The 17,080-nt window shown below is 48.5% G+C and carries 11 protein-coding genes; 6 read left to right on the top strand and 5 right to left on the bottom strand.

Annotated features, from left to right (window positions below; genetic code table 11):
• Window positions 1-75: 75 nt before the first annotated feature.
• From R3D00_09725 to R3D00_09710, 4 genes are all read left to right on the top strand, one after another.
• Window positions 76-207 carry a hypothetical protein gene (locus tag R3D00_09725; GenBank protein ID MEZ4773447.1) on the top strand — a complete coding sequence of 44 codons (132 nt, stop codon included), beginning with the start codon at window positions 76-78 and terminating at the stop codon, window positions 205-207.
• A gap of 72 nt (window positions 208-279) precedes the next feature.
• Window positions 280-5,127: a sialidase family protein gene (locus R3D00_09720; protein ID MEZ4773446.1), complete on the top strand. Its 4,848-nt coding sequence runs from the start codon at window positions 280-282 to the stop codon at window positions 5,125-5,127.
• 372 nt (window positions 5,128-5,499) lie between these two features.
• Entirely contained in the window at window positions 5,500-6,651 is a 1,152-nt protein-coding gene (locus R3D00_09715) for a T9SS type A sorting domain-containing protein (GenBank protein ID MEZ4773445.1), read from the top strand.
• A 51-nt stretch (window positions 6,652-6,702) separates the two neighbouring features.
• Window positions 6,703-8,169: a T9SS type A sorting domain-containing protein gene (locus R3D00_09710; protein ID MEZ4773444.1), complete on the top strand. Its 1,467-nt coding sequence runs from the start codon at window positions 6,703-6,705 to the stop codon at window positions 8,167-8,169.
• A gap of 329 nt (window positions 8,170-8,498) precedes the next feature.
• Here R3D00_09710 and R3D00_09705 read toward each other — a convergent pair whose 3' ends face one another.
• A complete protein-coding gene (locus R3D00_09705; GenBank protein ID MEZ4773443.1) occupies window positions 8,499-8,888 on the bottom strand; it encodes a Uma2 family endonuclease in 390 nt (129 codons plus the stop codon).
• Window positions 8,889-9,257: 369 nt separating this feature from the next.
• Between R3D00_09705 and R3D00_09700 the strand changes: the two genes are divergently transcribed.
• Together R3D00_09700 and R3D00_09695 are read left to right on the top strand one after the other, a co-directional pair.
• A complete protein-coding gene (locus R3D00_09700; GenBank protein MEZ4773442.1) occupies window positions 9,258-10,352 on the top strand; it encodes an IS110 family transposase in 1,095 nt (364 codons plus the stop codon).
• A 190-nt stretch (window positions 10,353-10,542) separates the two neighbouring features.
• Entirely contained in the window at window positions 10,543-11,262 is a 720-nt protein-coding gene (locus R3D00_09695; GenBank protein MEZ4773441.1) for a hypothetical protein, read from the top strand.
• A 35-nt stretch (window positions 11,263-11,297) separates the two neighbouring features.
• Here the strand turns inward: R3D00_09695 and R3D00_09690 are convergent, their stop codons facing one another.
• The 4 genes from R3D00_09690 to R3D00_09675 form a co-directional block, all read right to left on the bottom strand.
• On the bottom strand, window positions 11,298-11,810 hold the full coding sequence (locus R3D00_09690) for a helix-turn-helix transcriptional regulator (protein MEZ4773440.1): 513 nt from the start codon (window positions 11,808-11,810) through the stop codon (window positions 11,298-11,300).
• A gap of 306 nt (window positions 11,811-12,116) precedes the next feature.
• A complete protein-coding gene (locus R3D00_09685; protein MEZ4773439.1) occupies window positions 12,117-12,641 on the bottom strand; it encodes a class I SAM-dependent methyltransferase in 525 nt (174 codons plus the stop codon).
• A 99-nt stretch (window positions 12,642-12,740) separates the two neighbouring features.
• Window positions 12,741-14,183, bottom strand: a complete 1,443-nt coding sequence (locus tag R3D00_09680; protein ID MEZ4773438.1) for a DUF1501 domain-containing protein — start codon at window positions 14,181-14,183, stop codon at window positions 12,741-12,743.
• 18 nt (window positions 14,184-14,201) lie between these two features.
• Window positions 14,202-17,075 (bottom strand): DUF1549 domain-containing protein, encoded by a 2,874-nt coding sequence (locus R3D00_09675; GenBank protein MEZ4773437.1) that lies wholly within the window; start codon window positions 17,073-17,075, stop codon window positions 14,202-14,204.
• Between the last annotated feature and the right edge of the window lie 5 nt (window positions 17,076-17,080).

The raw sequence follows: 17,080 nt of genomic DNA, 5'->3' as shown, positions 1-17,080 counted from the left end.
ATCAGGTCAAATTTTCCCCTATCTTACAAAAACACGTTCTTCACCACACTCAGCCATCACAAAAACCCAATATACATGCAAAAACACGTAATTTTCTTTTGCCTTTTGTTGCCGGGGGCGATGAGTTTTGCCCAGCCCCTTGCGCCGCTGAATTCCGACACGGCCTCATGGATTCAGGCGCTGATGAGAGCACCCGACAGTTCTTAATGGAAAATCTCCGACCTGGCGGAAACCTGGTTTGCGACTACCCATGATTCCATTGATCCGCATTTTGCCAAAATGTATGCCCGCTGGGCCTGGTTCTGGAACCCCCGGGTGGACTCCTCCGGCAATCGCAATACCCTGAATGAATACCTTCTCTCCATTGAATCCACTGGAGGCGGGGTCTGCGAGGAAAACGGAAACTGGACACAATTGGGGCCAACGATTGTTAACTACTCGCATTCCGGAATCATAACCGCCGTTTATGCTCCGCCGGGTCAAGGTACAACTCCCTTAGTTATTTATGCAGGATCTAATACTGGGGGATTATGGAAGACGGCGAATGGTGGGCAAACCTGGCGGTGTGTGACGGATATTCTCCGAATGCCCGGTTTAGGGATAAGCTCTATTGTCGGAGATCCCGGAGATACGGCAACCCTTTACATAGCTACCGGAAAAACGGGTTCTTTTTTATACCCTCGATATGGAATTGGTGTATATAAATCTACCAACGGAGGGGATAGTTGGAGTGCCACAGGCCTTTCCTGGTCTCCGGTTTGGCAACCGGTTACTTATAAACTCTTATTAAATACGAGCAATTCTGCCAAAATTTATGCTATTAGTGAAGAAAAATTCCATAAATCCAGCGATGGAGGAGCCACCTGGACTCATGTAGATTTTTTCAATCTATTTCCGAATTGGGATAATTATTTAATTGATATGGAATCTATCCCTTCTCAAACCCCCGGGAATCCCGATTTACTTTTTATTTCCTCCGCTTCCAGTAATGATGGAACTAAAGATGCGCAAATTTGGGTAAGTCTGGATGACGGTGCGAGTTGGACTGAAGTAACTCCTTCATCGAATGACTATCAACCCGATGCGTATATACTGGCAACTACGAATGATAACCCGGGAGTGATCTATACCACATTCTTAAATTACAAAGCAGGCACAACTGCGCCTCATCCTATATTAACTTCTTCGGATTATGGAACAACCTGGAATTTGCTTTCCTCCAACTATTTGCCTTCGGGTGCAGATGATAGGGGTGTTCGCGAAAATCGTCCCGTTTTTGAAATAAATCAGGAGAATGCCGATGTGATGTTTTTGGGGGGTAACTACCTCTGGAAATCCATCAATGGAGGCCAATCTAGCACCAAAGTAACCGCTTACACGCCACCTGCAGGTGCGTATTCCACTCATGCTGACATTCGTGCCCTATATGTCTATTCTTCTAGTCTAACCCCCAATGGAAATGATGATGTGCTGATACTGGGAACCGATGGCGGCATTAATCGAAGCACTTCGGGGGGGAATTTAGGAACCTGGCTCAACTTAAATGCTATCGGAACGGATTTAACTAAATCGCTGATTGTAACGCAGTTTTTTGATATTGCAAATGCACCCCAGAATCCCAATTTTATGGGTGGAGGAACACAGGATAATGGGGTAATTATCAGGAACAATGTTTGGCTTCATAAAATAGGTGGCGATGGTGGGCAGACGATTGTCGATTGGAAAAATACCGGAGATATGGGTTCTCCAGGTATTATCTTCGCCCGGAGTAATGAAGCGATATTTAAGTCGACAAACTGGGGGGTGGGGTTTTCTTCCTTTGTTTCGATAGAACCCTATAATGAATATGAACCCTACCCCTTTCGTCAAAATCCGATAAATCATCTAGAGCTTTATGTGGCAAGAAAAAATAAGTTTTACAAAATTTCTTCCAGTGGTGTTAGTTCACTACTCTATTTATTTCCTCCCCCAAATCTTGGTTTTAGAAATGTTTCGACGTTTGAAGTTTCGCAAAGCAATCCCAACATAATTTATCTTGCAACCGATTTCCAGAACTCCGGTGTGTTCTGGAAATCCATCAACGGGGGCCAGACCTGGAGTACTCTAAATTGTCCTTTTTTATCTTCTACTTTTGCGAATGCGATTCTTATTGACCCCCAAAACGATCAACGTGTATGGATGGGTTTATCCGGATTTCAAGGGCGGGTGATCTCCTCCCAAGATGGAGGACTAAATTGGGCTTCGTTACCTGTCATAGAGCACGACCTCCCGGTCAATGACCTGGTTTTTCAGGAGGGCAGTGGGGGAACGGCAGGAACGCTGTATGCGGCGACAGATGTGGGAGTATATCGGTACGATCTTTCAACCTATCCCACGGGGTCGTGGCAGTGTTTTAATAACGGGCTGCCAGTTTGTATCGTTACCGATCTGGAAATTGACTACTGCCGGGGAGTCATTCACGCCGGAACCTATGGCCGGGGAATCTGGGAGTCTCCGCTGTGGGAAACGGGAACCCGCACGTTTACCCAAAATACCACCCTGGATACAGAAACCGTTACGCATGCCGGGTATGATATTGTGATCGAACCGGGGGTAACACTCACGGTAAAAGGTCTGCTCAATATGGGCATCGGCAAGAAAATCATCGTCAAACCCAACGCCCGACTCATTGTCGATGGTGGCACGCTGACCAATCGCTGCGGCGAATTCTGGAAAGGCATCGAAGTGTGGGGCAACCCGACCAACGACCAGTTTCCGCTGGCACAACCGACCTATCAGGGAAAGGTCGAACTCAAAAACGGCGCGATTCTCGAACATGCCCGAACTGCGATCTCGATGGGGCAGTCCTTTCCCGGGGGTGTGCAACCCAGTGGTGGGCTGGTACTTGCCAGCGATGCCACTTTTCGCAACAACCGGCGTTCGGTAGAGTTTTTGAAATTCAAACTCAACAACCAGAGCCAGTTTACCCGCTGTACCTTCACCGTGGACGACGACTATCGGGGCAATGACGACTTTGCCAGCCATATCACCCTGTGGCAGGTAAAAAATGTGCAGTTTACGGCCTGTACTTTCCAGAACGAGCAAAGTGCGAAAACTTATAGTTCGGGTAAAAATAATGGAATTCACTCGATGGATGCCACCTACATCGTCAAGGGGATTTGTACTTCGGTGGGTCTTCCTGGCACCTCCTGCTCAGAATCCAACCTTTCAAGAACCGTCTTTGAGGGATTTAACCGAGGTATCCAGTCATCCGGAAGTGGTACAAATCATACCATCAATGTTTCGGAAAGCTTGTTTAAGGACAATGTCATTGGCGTAGCAGTTACCAGTTTGAATCAGGTTTCTATTACTCGCTCAAAATTTGAATTAGGTGAAAATCTGGTTTCGGGCTATGATACCCTCAGGCCTTTTGAAGGGATGTATTTAGATGTAAGCTCGGATTACCGTATTGAAGAAAACGAGTTTTATGAATCGTCAAATCCTTCACTTTTCCATGACGTTTGGGGAGTGCGAATTATAGAAGGGGGTACTGCGAATAATCAAGTGTATAAGAACAGTTTCAGTGGAGTAGAGAGAGGGTTAACATCGGAAGGGTTAAATCGAAACCTCAGTAATGCTTTTAACGGATTACAATTCCTCTGCAATAACCATCATAATATGGGGGAGTATGATATTGATGTAAGAATAGCCAACAATACTGGCTCTAATCCCAGTGATCATGGGATTAGAAATTATCAGGGTGATCTATCTTTATCAGCAGGAAACACCTTTACCCAAACCGCCCCTGTCAATAATCCTGAAAGAAATTTCAGGAACCAATCGCAGTGGGTTATTGGCTATTACCATGATGGCGGAACAACCGAGCCTATCCATATTACTCCGGTTAAAGTCAGCACGGGGCTGGCTGACACCGCAAATACCTGCCCTTCTAACCTATCAAACGGTATAATCACGCCCATTAATGGCGTAAAAAAAGGCGAACTGATGAATCAGTATTCTGTAGCGGAATTAGCTTTTGCCAATATTCTTTATAACTACAATCAGGAAATTGACGGCGGCAGCACTACCGCACTATTGACCGAGCTTCAGCTTGATTGGTCTCAGAACGCATGGGCCTTGCGAGAGGAATTGATTTCCCTTTCACCGTATTTGAGCGAAGAGGTGTTGCGGGAAACCGCTGAACAGGACGCACTTCCTCATGCCATGCTTCTGGAAATATGTCTTGCTAATCCGGAGGCCACTCGCAGCGAGGGGTTTATTGATTTTCTGGAAACCGGAGTCTCGAATCCGATGCCTCCCTATATGATAGATATGATTGTGGCAAGTTGGAACACCGCCACGGCTCGCGCCATCTTAGAAAGCGGATTGGCACGGTTTAGCAGTGAGATGGCTTTCACCTCTAATATGTTGCTTATTGATTTAAAGGCAGATACGGTAGATCAGCAGGATTCCGTTCGGTATTGGCTCCGCAGGCGTGGGACAATGGCGGATGAATATGCCTTAGCAGAATCTTTTATGGCGGATAATCTCTATGATTCCGCTTTGAGTCGACTTTCGCATATCGCCAACAAATATCCGCTGGCGGAATCGGGCTTGCAGGCATCTCACGATGATATGGTGTTGTTTGTCAACTTTCGGAAAGCGATTTTCGACACTGAGCGGGATATTATGGAATTAACAAGTGAGGAAGTAGATCAACTACAAGCCTTCGCGGAATCTTCGGAGGGGAGATCAGCCATAATGGCGTGGAATATTTTATGTTTTGGCTATGGCCGGTGTGTGGATTATCCTCCGGCATCCGAAGAGCAAGGAGGTAGTGCTAAAAGAGCCGATCCAACACAGAATCCCCAGGACTTGATTCGTACAGCGTATTACAAGCTCAATGTATTTCCCAATCCCGCCGGTGAGTATGCTACCTTTCGATGGGATTTGGTCCATTTAGACAATCCTGCTCAGTTACGGATTATAGACAGTTTTGGCCGGGAGTTAGCCAATCAAATGGTTGCTACAAAAGAGGGGCATTGGTTATGGGACACGCGTTTGATCGGTGAGGGTATGTATTTTTATGAACTCAAAACAGGCAACGGTGAAACCTTAAACCAGGGGAAAATTGTGATTGAGAAGTAAAATAATTATTATAGGGAAAGGCAGTCAACAAGCTGTCTTTCCGCAATACAGAACTTTATGTACAGAGTACTTGTCTTACTAGCATTGAGGATTTGCATGTGCGAGCTGGGTGCACAGCCCTTTGCATTGGATACAACCTTCCAATCTGAGTATGAGTTCCTACAATTGAATTCTCCTCAATTTCTAGGAAATGTAAGTCACTTACTTGAAGAAAATGATAGTTCAATTGTAGCAGTAGGACGGTTCCAACGGAGTTCCGCTTCGATCAAACAAAATATTATTAAGCTTCATAGTAATGGGAGGATTGATAATAACTGGAATCCTTCTTTCTGGGTAATTGATGGTATCAACTATGTCCAAAAAGCTAATGGATTGTATCACTTTGCTGTGGATAATATCGGAATTTTGAGGGGTACGTCATCAGGGTATTTCGTTGATGGTGCTTCAATGCCTTTAGACACCAACTTTTCCATTAGTACCCATATCCCGTATCTCTTTCCGGATGGGAGTATGTTGGTGGGAGGAACGGGCGGCAAATACCCGAGCGCCAACAACTTCCAGCGGCGGCTGTATTTTATGCGGATTCGCCCCGATGGATATGTGGATTCGAGCTTTCATCACAATACCAATTTTGATGTAGAAAAAACGATGCGTTATGATGCTACCCGGCTATTATTATATGGGGGATGGATGACGCATTACGACTCCGTGCCAGTCAACAAAATCTGCCGGATAGACACTGAGGGAAATCTCGATACCACTTTCTATTCGGGAATTTTTTTCTCAGGGGGACCCCAACCCAAATACATTCAACCCGATGGGAAGATTATTGTGGGCGAGCGGTTTATGATTCACAATCACCCGGACACCCTGGGCCTGATCCGGCTAAATCCCGATGGGTCGCTGGATAGTACCTTCAATAATTTTAACTCAATCCATGGGCAGAGTTCGGTAACGACAGTCTGCCCGACCACGGACGGGGGATTCCTGATCGGTGGATTTTTCACTTCGTATCAGGGATACCCCCGCAACCGGATCGTCAAGACCGATGCCAACGGGTTTATTGACTTGCGATATTTCAACGGCGAGGGCATTGACAGTTCAAAAAACTGGGTGAACTACCCGGCTTCGGTGCGCAACATCATTCCGGCTCAAAACGACAAATATTATGTGATGGGTCATTTTCTGAAATACGACGGGCAGGTGGTCAGGCCGCTGATCCGCATCCTGGGGCTGAGCCATACAGTGGGGGTGGAGGCAGCCACTCCGCCGCAGGTGCGGGTCTATCCCAACCCCGCCGCAGGCGATGTGCGGATGGAGTGGGAACTGCCGCCGGGCAGCCGCAACGCCGAAATCCGGGTACGGGATATACAGGGCCGGGAAGTCGCCCGACAAACAGTCTCCACCCAAGAAGGCCAGTGGCTGTGGGATACGCGGGAGATGCCGGATGGTATCTATCTCTACGAATTGCGCACGGAGGCAAAGGAAGTGCTGGCACAGGGGAAGATTGTGGTAAAGAAGTAGCCTTCATTTTCGGGGAGCGGCAGAACCACTCCCCTCCTAATCTCATTCATGATGAAAAAACTTTTCGCATTATTTGCCTTTGGAGTGTCATTTTTGCACACGCAGGGGCAACCCTTTGCCTTAGATACAACCTTTCAACCTGTGCATGGTTTTCGTTATCCCACCGATCATCGGGATTTAGGGGTTGTGTTGGATTTATACGAAGAAGCGAATGGTTCCCTGATGGTAACGGGGAGTTTTCAATACCTTCCCGAAGATAAGCGGCTGCATATCATTCGCCTTTATGAAAACGGGAGTATTGATCCCAGTTGGTACCCCAGTGTCTGGATCACTCAGGGAGTCGGAAATGTCCAGAAAGCGAATGACATTTATTACTTTACTTACAGTTATTTGGGCATTGCAAGGGCGAATTATTCGGGGTACTTTTTAGATAATGACCTCGTACCCTTGGATACTCATTTTTCAGGAGGAACCCATCTTCCGTATATTTTTCCCGATGGGAGTATAATCACCGGGGGCGATGGCGGCAAATACCCGAGTGCCCAGAACTTCCAGCGGCGGCTGTATTTTATGCGGATTCGTCCCGATGGGTATGTGGATTCGAGTTTTCATCACAATACCAATTTTGATGTAGAAAAAACGATGCGTTATGACGCTACCCGGCTATTATTATATGGGGGATGGATGACGCATTACGACTCCGTGCCAGTCAACAAAATCTGCCGGATAGACACTGCGGGGAATTTAGATACCACTTTCTACTCGGGAATTTTTTTCTCCGGGGGACCCCAACCCAAATACATTCAACCCGATGGGAAAATTATTGTGGGAGAGCGATTTATGATTCACAATTACCCTGACACCTTGGGCCTGATCCGCTTAAATCCCGATGGGTCGCTGGATAGTACCTTCAATAATTTTAACTCAATCCATGGGCAGAGTTCGGTAACGACAGTCTGCCCGACCACGGACGGGGGATTCCTGATCGGTGGATTTTTCACTTCGTATCAGGGATACCCCCGCAACCGGATCGTCAAGACCGATGCCAACGGGTTTATTGACTTGCGATATTTCAACGGCGAGGGCATTGACAGTTCAAAAAACTGGGTGAACTACCCGGCTTCGGTGCGCAACATCATTCCGGCTCAAAACGACAAATATTATGTGATGGGTCATTTTCTGAAATACGACGGGCAGGTGGTCAGGCCGCTGATCCGCATCCTGGGGCTGAGCCATACAGTGGGGGTGGAGGCAGCCACTCCGCCGCAGGTGCGGGTCTATCCCAACCCCGCCGCAGGCGATGTGCGGGTGGAGTGGGAACTGCCGCCGGGCAGCCGCAACGCCGAAATCCGGGTACGGGATATACAGGGCCGGGAAGTCGCCCGACAAACCGTCTCCACGCAAGAAGGCCAATGGCTATGGGATACGCGGGAGGTGCCGGATGGAGTATATCTCTATGAATTGCGCACGGAGGCACAGGAAGTGCTGGCACAGGGGAAAGTTGTGGTACAGAAGTAAACCTGCGGTTGGAGAAAAGGGTTTCTCGCAGAGGTCGCAAAGGTGTCGCAAAGGTTTCGTAAAGGTATCCCAAAATGGGAGGCACGAAGGTCGCTAAGAAGTGCTTTGCGTATTTTGCGGTTCTTGGCGGACTTTGCGTGAAACCTACGGTTGGCGAAAAGGGTTTCTCGCAGAGGTCGCAAAGGTGTCGCAAAGGTTTCATAAAGGTATCCCAAAATGGGGGGCACGAAGGTCGCTAAGAAGTACTTCGCGTATTTTGCGGTTCTTGGCGGACTTTGCGTGAAACCTTCGGTTGGCGAAAAGGGTTTCTCGCAAAACGAAGTACCCATTCACCCCAACAATCTCCCCAATTCCGCCAGATTCACCCCCGCATCAAACATCGCCTCGATGCGGATCTGGAAACCCGGGATCGCCTCGCTGCGGATATAGCCGTTGCCGGATTTGAGGATGAGTTCGTATTGGTTTTCGGCGTCGAGACGGTACTGCTCCACCGAGCGGGCGATGGGGTCCACGATCCAGTATTCCAACACACCATGGGCGCGGTAGTCTTCAAATTTGATGCCCCGGTCGTTGATGGCGGTCTTGGGGGAAAGCACCTCTATTGCCAGGTCGGGTGCAGGAAAGAGACTCTGCCCTTCCGCAAAGTGCTGTGCCTTTTCCTGCCCAAAGAAACAGATGTCAGGTTCGTAGTCGTTGCGGGAGAGCACTTGCTCAAACAAGGCGAGTAAAGTTTTAATTTTGTCTGTATATTGTTAAACGGAATTATCAACTTATTGGGATAAACCACGAAGGACACCAGGAAGCCACGAGGGACACAAAGCACAGTTTCCTTGTGTCCTCATATGTTTGCAAAGTAGAAGAAATGATGAGTACTTAAAAGAAGAATGAGGCCGGATAGGCAAGCCGATTTGTGCCCGAGTACGGATCAAGCGAGCCGATACTGACACAAAGGAAAAGTCCTATCTGGTTCTCTCCTTCAGGCTGAACAGTACTGTAGGAAGGACGACTGAAGTTGCGATCCTGAATCAAACGGTGAGAAGAGTCAAGGGGAGAGATTCATTCTTTGTATCACCTTCAATTACACTACTATGACAAAGTCCTGGATTCGTTACGGTGTGGGTTTCGACCTGTCCAAAGCCACCTTTTCTGCTTGTATCAAAGGATTGACCGAAGCCGAGCAGGAGAAGATCATCGCTACACGTAGCTTTCAAAATACGAAGGCGGGTTTTGAGGCTGCGCAAGCATGGCTAGCCAGCAAATGCAAGGATACCGATATTCCATGTAGGCTATTGCTGGAGGTAACAGGGGTCTATCACGAGAACCTCTTGCATTTCTTCCATGGCCAGGGGTATTATGTCAGTCTGGAGCTGGCCAAACGGGTGAAGAGTTATCTCAAAAGCCTGGGGCATGATTCCAAAACCGACAAGGAAGATGCCAAAGGGCTGGCCTCGATGGCGCTGCATCGTAAGTTGACACAGTGGCAACCCGTCAGTGAGCAGTTGCATGAGATTCGGCAGTTGGTTCGGTTTCGTAATACCCTGGTAGAGAGTCGGGTAGCATGGGAAAATCAACTACACGCCTATAAACATGCCCACTATTCCATCAAGGAAATCGTGCGTTCCCTCAAACGGAAAATCGCCCAAACCCACAAAGAAATCCGGACCGTTGAAGCCCAAATCAGGGCCCTCATACGTGCCGATTCCCAGCTTTGTAAACGGTTTGAGCAGATTCTCCATTCGCTCCCCGGTGTGGGGTGGATCAGTCTGGCCACCGTCATTGCAGAGACCGATGGGTTTAGTGCCATTCAGTCCGCCAAGCAACTGACTAAGTATGCCGGATATGATGTCATTGAACGCCAAAGCGGTACCCTCTCGGGGAAGACCCGCATTTCCAAACAAGGCAATGCCCGCCTGCGAACGGCCATGTATATGCCTGCCCTGGCACATTTGCGAAAAAAAGAAGGCCCTTTATTTGCCCTCTACCAGCGACTCCTCCTGCGCAATGGCGGACTTACGAAAAAAGCCCTCGTCGCCGTACAACGCAAACTCCTTTGTTTAATCTATGCCTTATGGAAATCGGACCGACCCTATGATCCCAAATATCAACCCAAACATACACCCAAACAACAGCTAGCCCCTAAAACGGAAGTAGTCCAGACTCAAGGCCCGGACTACACGAGATAGTGCGGTCTTTGACCCACTTCTCTATATCTAAGATATAACTTTTTTTTAAATTTCCCTTGCTTCTCAACACAGTACCTTTGTGAGGCCTTTGTGTCCCTGGTGGTTTCTGCCTCACTTCGGAAAGATTACTTTCTCCCAATTACTTTATAATTCCGTTGTTAAATAACTACAACTACTTACACTATCATCCATGAAAAATTTGTATTTTTTCATTTTGATCATTGCGGGGTTTCAGGCCTCAGCACAATCGCTGCAAGTAGAAGTTTTCGCCAGCGGCGGAAGTAATTTTTTCCAGGGCAAGCGGACACCAGCGTTTCAACCAGTGCTTTTTCCTGCGGGGTATGCACAGGCAAATCTGGGTTATCGGGTTTCTCCACATTGGGAACTGGGCGGGGGGCTAACCTATTATTCTCTCGGCCTGCGGAACCGGTTTACCCTCGAATATCGGGGTGATCCTTCTTTTGGGGTAATCAGCGTCCAAACCGATTACCGTTTTATGCCTCATTTATACTTAAGATATACGCTCTCCGAAGAAACACGCCGTTTCCCGGCTTTAAGCATCACTCTGGGCATGTTGTATGCCCGAGAAAGGGAAAGATGGGCGATTGGGGAAGGAGGGCCGGTTGTAGAAGATGTTTTGCGGGGTGGGCAAATCCTGTACAGCAGGTTTGAAAGCGTGATCGAACCCCATACTTTTCTAGCGGTGGATGCGAGGTGGGATGTACGGGTACTGAATCACTCCCGGCACGGACTTTTTGCGGTTTTCCATGTTATCAAAGGGTTAAATCCTGTGATGAATATACAACAAGCCTATTCGATCGGCAGCCCTACCCTCGATCAGCAAAGTACACAGGTGCTGCGCGGCGATTATGTCGGGGGCGGAATTGCGTGGCGGTTTAGAGTGAGATGACATTGGGGACTTACAATGTTATTAACAACACAACCTCACCGAATATATATTTGCAACCTGCGCCCTAGTCCGCCTTCGACAATTTTTTTTAGTGTAGCTAATTCGATCCCTGACTGGTTATTCTCTATCCGGGAAATATAGTGTTTGGAGGTTCCCGACTTACGGGCGAGCTCTTCCTGCGTAAATCCCAGTTCTTTTCGGGCTTGTCTGATCATTAATCCGATTTCCAGTTGGCGGCTTTCATCCGGTTCACTGGCCTGATAAAGGACGATCGGATCCAAATCATAATATCCGATCATTTCATTGCCATCTTCATCAGTTGTCTTTATTTCAATGTTTTTCCAGACAAATGTACCGTCAATTATTTCTATATGATGAAACTCGGCTTCGGATTTCAGCAAGGGGTACTCCCTGTCTTTTTCGCTGACATTCCATTGTGCAAACAGCTTTTGAAAATCAATGATTCTCGACTCCCCGTTGTTAAACAGGCAAAACACTTTATATCCTTCTATTTTGTGAATCCGGATGATTCGTTTGATACTTCTCATTGTTGCTGGTTTTAATCAGGAATTATACTCTTCCCATTTTTGAATCAGATAGGGCTGATTTTTTTCTGCCCAGGCGATTATTTCTTTTCTTTGTTTACCGGGAATCCAACCAGAATAGGTTTTTAAGGATTTTATTTCGATCAACTCTTCAAACCCGGCGTACATCACATGAAAATGTGGCGGATTGTGATCTCTTAAGTATATATAGATTCTAATCGAACCTATTGTCTTAATACAAGGCATGGAATGGTTGTGCTTTTATATACGTAAATATAAAAATAGTTGCACAATTCAGCAACTTTTTTCTTATTTCCTCCCCGCCTTCCCCACATAAATGTCGCCGTTGTGGTAGCGCGAGCGCATACGCCCGATTTCTTCGGGGGTGGTCAGACCTGCGGCTTCGGCGATCTCGCGAAACCTCCGCCGCGACACCGGGTACGGTACCCACGGGTTGGCTGTGTCTGAATCATATTCTACCAACAACAGATGCCCTCCGGGACTGATATTCGAGGCAAGTTGCCGCAACAATTTTGCCTGATCTCTCACAAAATGCAGGGCATTGGCCATCAATATTCCGTCGAGCTTGGGTAGTTCCAATGCTTGCGTAAAATCTGCCTGGATGGGAAATACACCGGCAAATTTCTGTGCATCAGGTGGATTGATATTGAATATTTCCGGGCTTTTATCAACGGCAAATACCTGCCCATCCGGTCCCACCAATTCTCCCAAAGCCAATGTAAATGTGCCGCTTCCCGCCCCCAGATCTGCCCAGATTCCGCCGCGCCGGGGTGTTGCTTTTTCGATAAGTGTCAGGGCTTCCTGATGTGTCATAGCGTCTTACTCAAAGAGAAAAATATTTTTCAGATACGAATTTGTAGGCCACGAATTCACGAATGATGGACGAATGATTTTTGACATAAAGATCGGGGATTACGAATGAGGTACTTGTTTTTCAAATAATTCCATCACGGGTCTTCCGGCGCCGTCGGGTGTGGTGTAAACGGGCCTTCCTTCTATGACATAATGGGTATCCTCTGCTATCCCCAGCGCGTGATAAATGGTCTGGTGTACCTGGTCTATCACTACCGGCTCGGTAATGGCCTTACACGGACGCTCATCGGCTGTTTTCCCATATACAAGGCCTCTCTTTATCCCTCCGCCCCACATCAGAATCGAACATCCATCGGTAAAATGACGGTGCATGCCGTAATGTTTGATGTCTTCGATCACATCGGGTTGGTCCACCTGATCTTTGATTTTTGCACCGGGCCGCCCCTCCATCAGTGCATCGCGGCTGAACTCGCTGGCCAGAATGACCAGCGTCCGGTCGAGATGGCCGGTTTCGTCTAGATCGCGGATCAGTTGTGCTACCGGGCCGTCAATATAGGCTTTCATTTTTTCGAGCCGGGTATGTCCGTTTTCGTGGGTGTCCCAGCCGAGGAAGGGTTCGTATTCGGTGGTAACGCTGATAAACCGCGCGCCCTCCATGACCAGGCGTTTGGCCATCAGACACCCCAGGCCAAACCTCCCGGTATTGTAAATGGCGTATTTTTCGGGTGTTTCCTGCCCCAGATCAAAGGCGCGGGCTTCGGGTGATTTGAGGAGACGATAGGCTTGTTCCATGCTTCTTGCCAGTGATTCGCGCTGGTAATCGCTGCCGTGGAGGCCAAGCGGACTTTTTTCGGAGAGTTCGCGGTAAAGCTGGTAGCGGCGCTCAAACCGCTTTAGATCCATGCCCGCCGGTGGTCGTACACTTTCCAGTCCGCTCGTAGGATCGGGTATAAAAAATGGCCCGTACTCGCTGCCCAGAAATCCGGCGGAGTGGAAGGCTTTTAATTCCTCCCCCTCCCCTACCGTAAACCGCTGCCCGATGTCAATAAAAGCGGGGATCGCGGGGTTTTTGGGGCCCAGCTCTTTGGCTATCCACGCACCGAGATGCGGCGGCTGAATGGGCTGTGGCGGCTCATAGCAGGTATGCCAGTGGTATTGATGACGGGTATGGAGTATAAATCCCAGATCGGCAGCGCGATAGGAACGGATGATTGCGCCTTTGTCCATGACCTGACCGATGTTTTCCAGTCCTTTGGAAAAATGCAGACCATCTACAATGGTAGGCACAGAAGGAAAGGTGCTCAACACCCGTTTGCTTTCCATGCCTTTTTCAAAAGGTGCGTATGCTTTCGGGTCAAAGGTTTCGGTATGTGCCATTCCGCCTCCCATCCAGAGCAATATGACCGCATCTGCCGTAGCGTTGCGTGCCGGACCGGAACAACTGCTCAAAAAGCTTGTCGCAGGGATTGTTGCCGCCATCGCGCCTAACGAAGCGGCACTCATTTTTTTCAAAAACTCACGACGTGTTGTCTCTTGTGTCATCTTTTGGGGCTGAATGGGTTACAGAATAAGTTGAAATTCGGGCAACATCACAACCGTCCAGAGGAAGTCCTCCACATTTTCGGTAGCGGGAGAATCTGTCAATAGCTTGCGGGCAATGGTTTTTTCTTTGGGGGATGGCTTTCTCCCTAATGCCCGTAGATAGACCTGCTCCTGCAATTTTTCAGGATCACTGCCCGAAAGACTGAGCCAATGGTCTGCCGCCTTTCGAATGGTTTGGTAGAAAAATTCTCCGTTGGTGAGTTCGAGTGCCTGCAAAAGGTTGGCCTGATCGTCTCGGTTTGTGGTAACATTTTCCCGGGTTGGTCTTCCGAGTGCTTTCATAAATGGATCAAGCATGACCAGCGAAGCGCGAACAGGTGGCAGTGGGTTTGAATATTTTTTGTGGGTAAATGCCGGTAAACGACCCCACTTTCCATTGAAAAAATCGCCGTAGTTCCGGGCATTTTTCCATTCTTTATCGTCAAAAGCAAGCGACTGCCAATTACCAGAAGGTTCGGCATCAGATGTTTTCCACTGATTATTGCTATAAAATCTCACCCGGCTGCCATCGGTATATTCGACCTGAAGGCTTACCAACAGCCCGGCAGGATTGGCGATAGGGCCTTCGTTTTCGGCTTCTGCAGCAAAAATATTTTTCCCAGGCAACACTTTCCCGGTCAAATCGGCTTTTTGCACCACCTGCCAATCGTCACCAGCAGCAATTTCTTTTTCATTCAGATACAGATGAAAGGAATGGTCCGCAGTAGCAAGCAGTTCAACATTTGCGATTTCTCCTTTTGCAGGAAGCTCAAATACATACCGGAAATATCTTTTCCCCGGCTCGGGCAATACATCGCGGTCGAGTTTGATTTCGCGGTGCCAGATCCATTTTGCCTCCAGGGTGTCCCCTATGGGATCAAATGCAACGGCCTGATACACGGGCATCAATGACTGGCTGAAGACGTCGGCAAACTGTTCGGCAGACAACCGCCGCTGCACCGGCCCACGGAATCTGTAATCGCTGGTAATCAGTTCATTTTCCGACTTATAACCAATAGGAACTAGTTGATAAGTCTTTGAAGTCATGATCAAACGAAGCGTATGTTTCAGATCAAAGCCACTGTCCCGAAAATCTGCCGCCAACCAGTCGAGCAGCTCCTGGCTCCAGGGAAGGCGATCCATTTCGTCCACGGGTGCAATGATTCCACGGCCCATCAGTTCTGCCCACAGTCGGTTTACCATCGTGCGGTGAAGTCTGCCATTTTCCGGGTTGACGATAATCTCTGATAACTGAACGAGGCGTTCTTTTACGGTATTGGCCTCTACCTCTCCGAGTTCGGGATAAATGAAGCCTGTCCGAGCCATCCGCCCCGTAGGTTTATCGCAGCGGTGAATTTCCAGCGCCGTATCGGCAAATATATTCGCAAAAGCGTAAGACTGATCGAGTGTCAGGTTGCTGATAAAGCTGTCATGGCAGGAGGCGCATTTGAGGTTAAGCCCCAGCAAGGATTGGGAAATATTCTGCGCAGCCTGCATCTCCGTTCGTTGGGAAGCGTTGACTGTGCCGCGCCAGCGTATTCCTTTGACAAAACCCTCAGATTCCAGCGTTGGGTTAATCAGCTCCTTCACCATCTGGTTGTAGGGTTTGTTGTCATAGAGCGACTGGTAAAGCCAATGAGTGATTTGTTTTCGCCCGCCGGTGATAAAACCTGTACCAGAATAGTCATTGCGCAGCAGATCATTCCAGAAACTCAGCCAGTGCTGGGTGTAGTTATGATTGTCTTCGAGAAGGCGGGCAACTAATTTTTCTCTTTTGTCCGGCGAATGGTCTGCCACAAAAGACTCCGCTTGTTCAGGGGTAGGCAGCAGGCCAATTGCATCGAGATACACCCGCCGCACAAAAGTGTGGTCGTCTATCGGCTCGGTCCATTTTTGTTTATTTTCCAGAAAATAGCGGTTCACCCAGCGATCGACAGGGTTTTCCAGGCCCTCTTCTGCGGGCGGAAGTTCGGGTTTTGTCAGGGCGAGTTCTGCTTCGCGGAAGATTTTCAGTTCCTGATCTGCCCAGTGCGCACCCTGATTGATCCAGAGGCGGATGAGTTCGATTTCATCTTTCTGTAAAGTTTTGCCTTTGGGCGGCATAGATTCTTCATCGCTGCGGGGAAGGAGTAAGCGGCGGATCATTTCGCTTTGATCTGCATTTCCCGCGACGAGAATGGGCCCATTTTCTCCGCCCGCCATGACGCCATCTTTTGTCTGAAGTACCAGATCGCCTTTGCTTTTTTCTTTGCTGTGGCATTGGTAACAGTTGTGGGCAAATATGGCTCTGACTTCGAGGTTCAGCCTGTCAAGGTCTTCGGGAGAAAACGCGCCGGAAGACTGCTGAGAAGTAAATTCTGCGAGTAATTCGCCCGCTTTTCCGTCATCGTGTGCATCATTATTCCCCGGAAAGGTGCTGCTCAGATAGTCTTCTCCATGGGTAAGACTGGCGCCCAGATGTCCGGCTACGGTAAGGGCAACCACACTCAAACCCAGCACACCCCGGTAGAGATTCAGCCCAAGGCCCTTACTGTTTGCACGATAATTGAGCCCTACCGCCAACAGGGAAAGTAGCATGGTTACAATCCCCGACCATTCGTGGTATTCGACCAGTTCGCCGCCATAACTTTCCTGCTCGTGGAGGATTAACCCAAAAGCAACAGATACAACAGCGGAAACAGCGCCTAGCCGCAACAAAAGGGTAATCGCACTGCGGAAGTTTTCATTTTTTCCTCGCAGGGTCATCATTTCCATCAACATAGCCACTATCAGCAGCGCAATCGGAAAATGCACCACCATGGGGTGGAGGCGGCCTAAAAAGGTCAGAAACCAGAGAGATTCAAGGGGTATCATAAAAA

It is taken from the genome of Bacteroidia bacterium (assembly GCA_041391665.1).
Classification (GTDB): Bacteria; Bacteroidota; Bacteroidia; order J057; family J057; genus JAGQVA01.
This window is presented reverse-complemented; position numbering and strand designations above follow the sequence as displayed.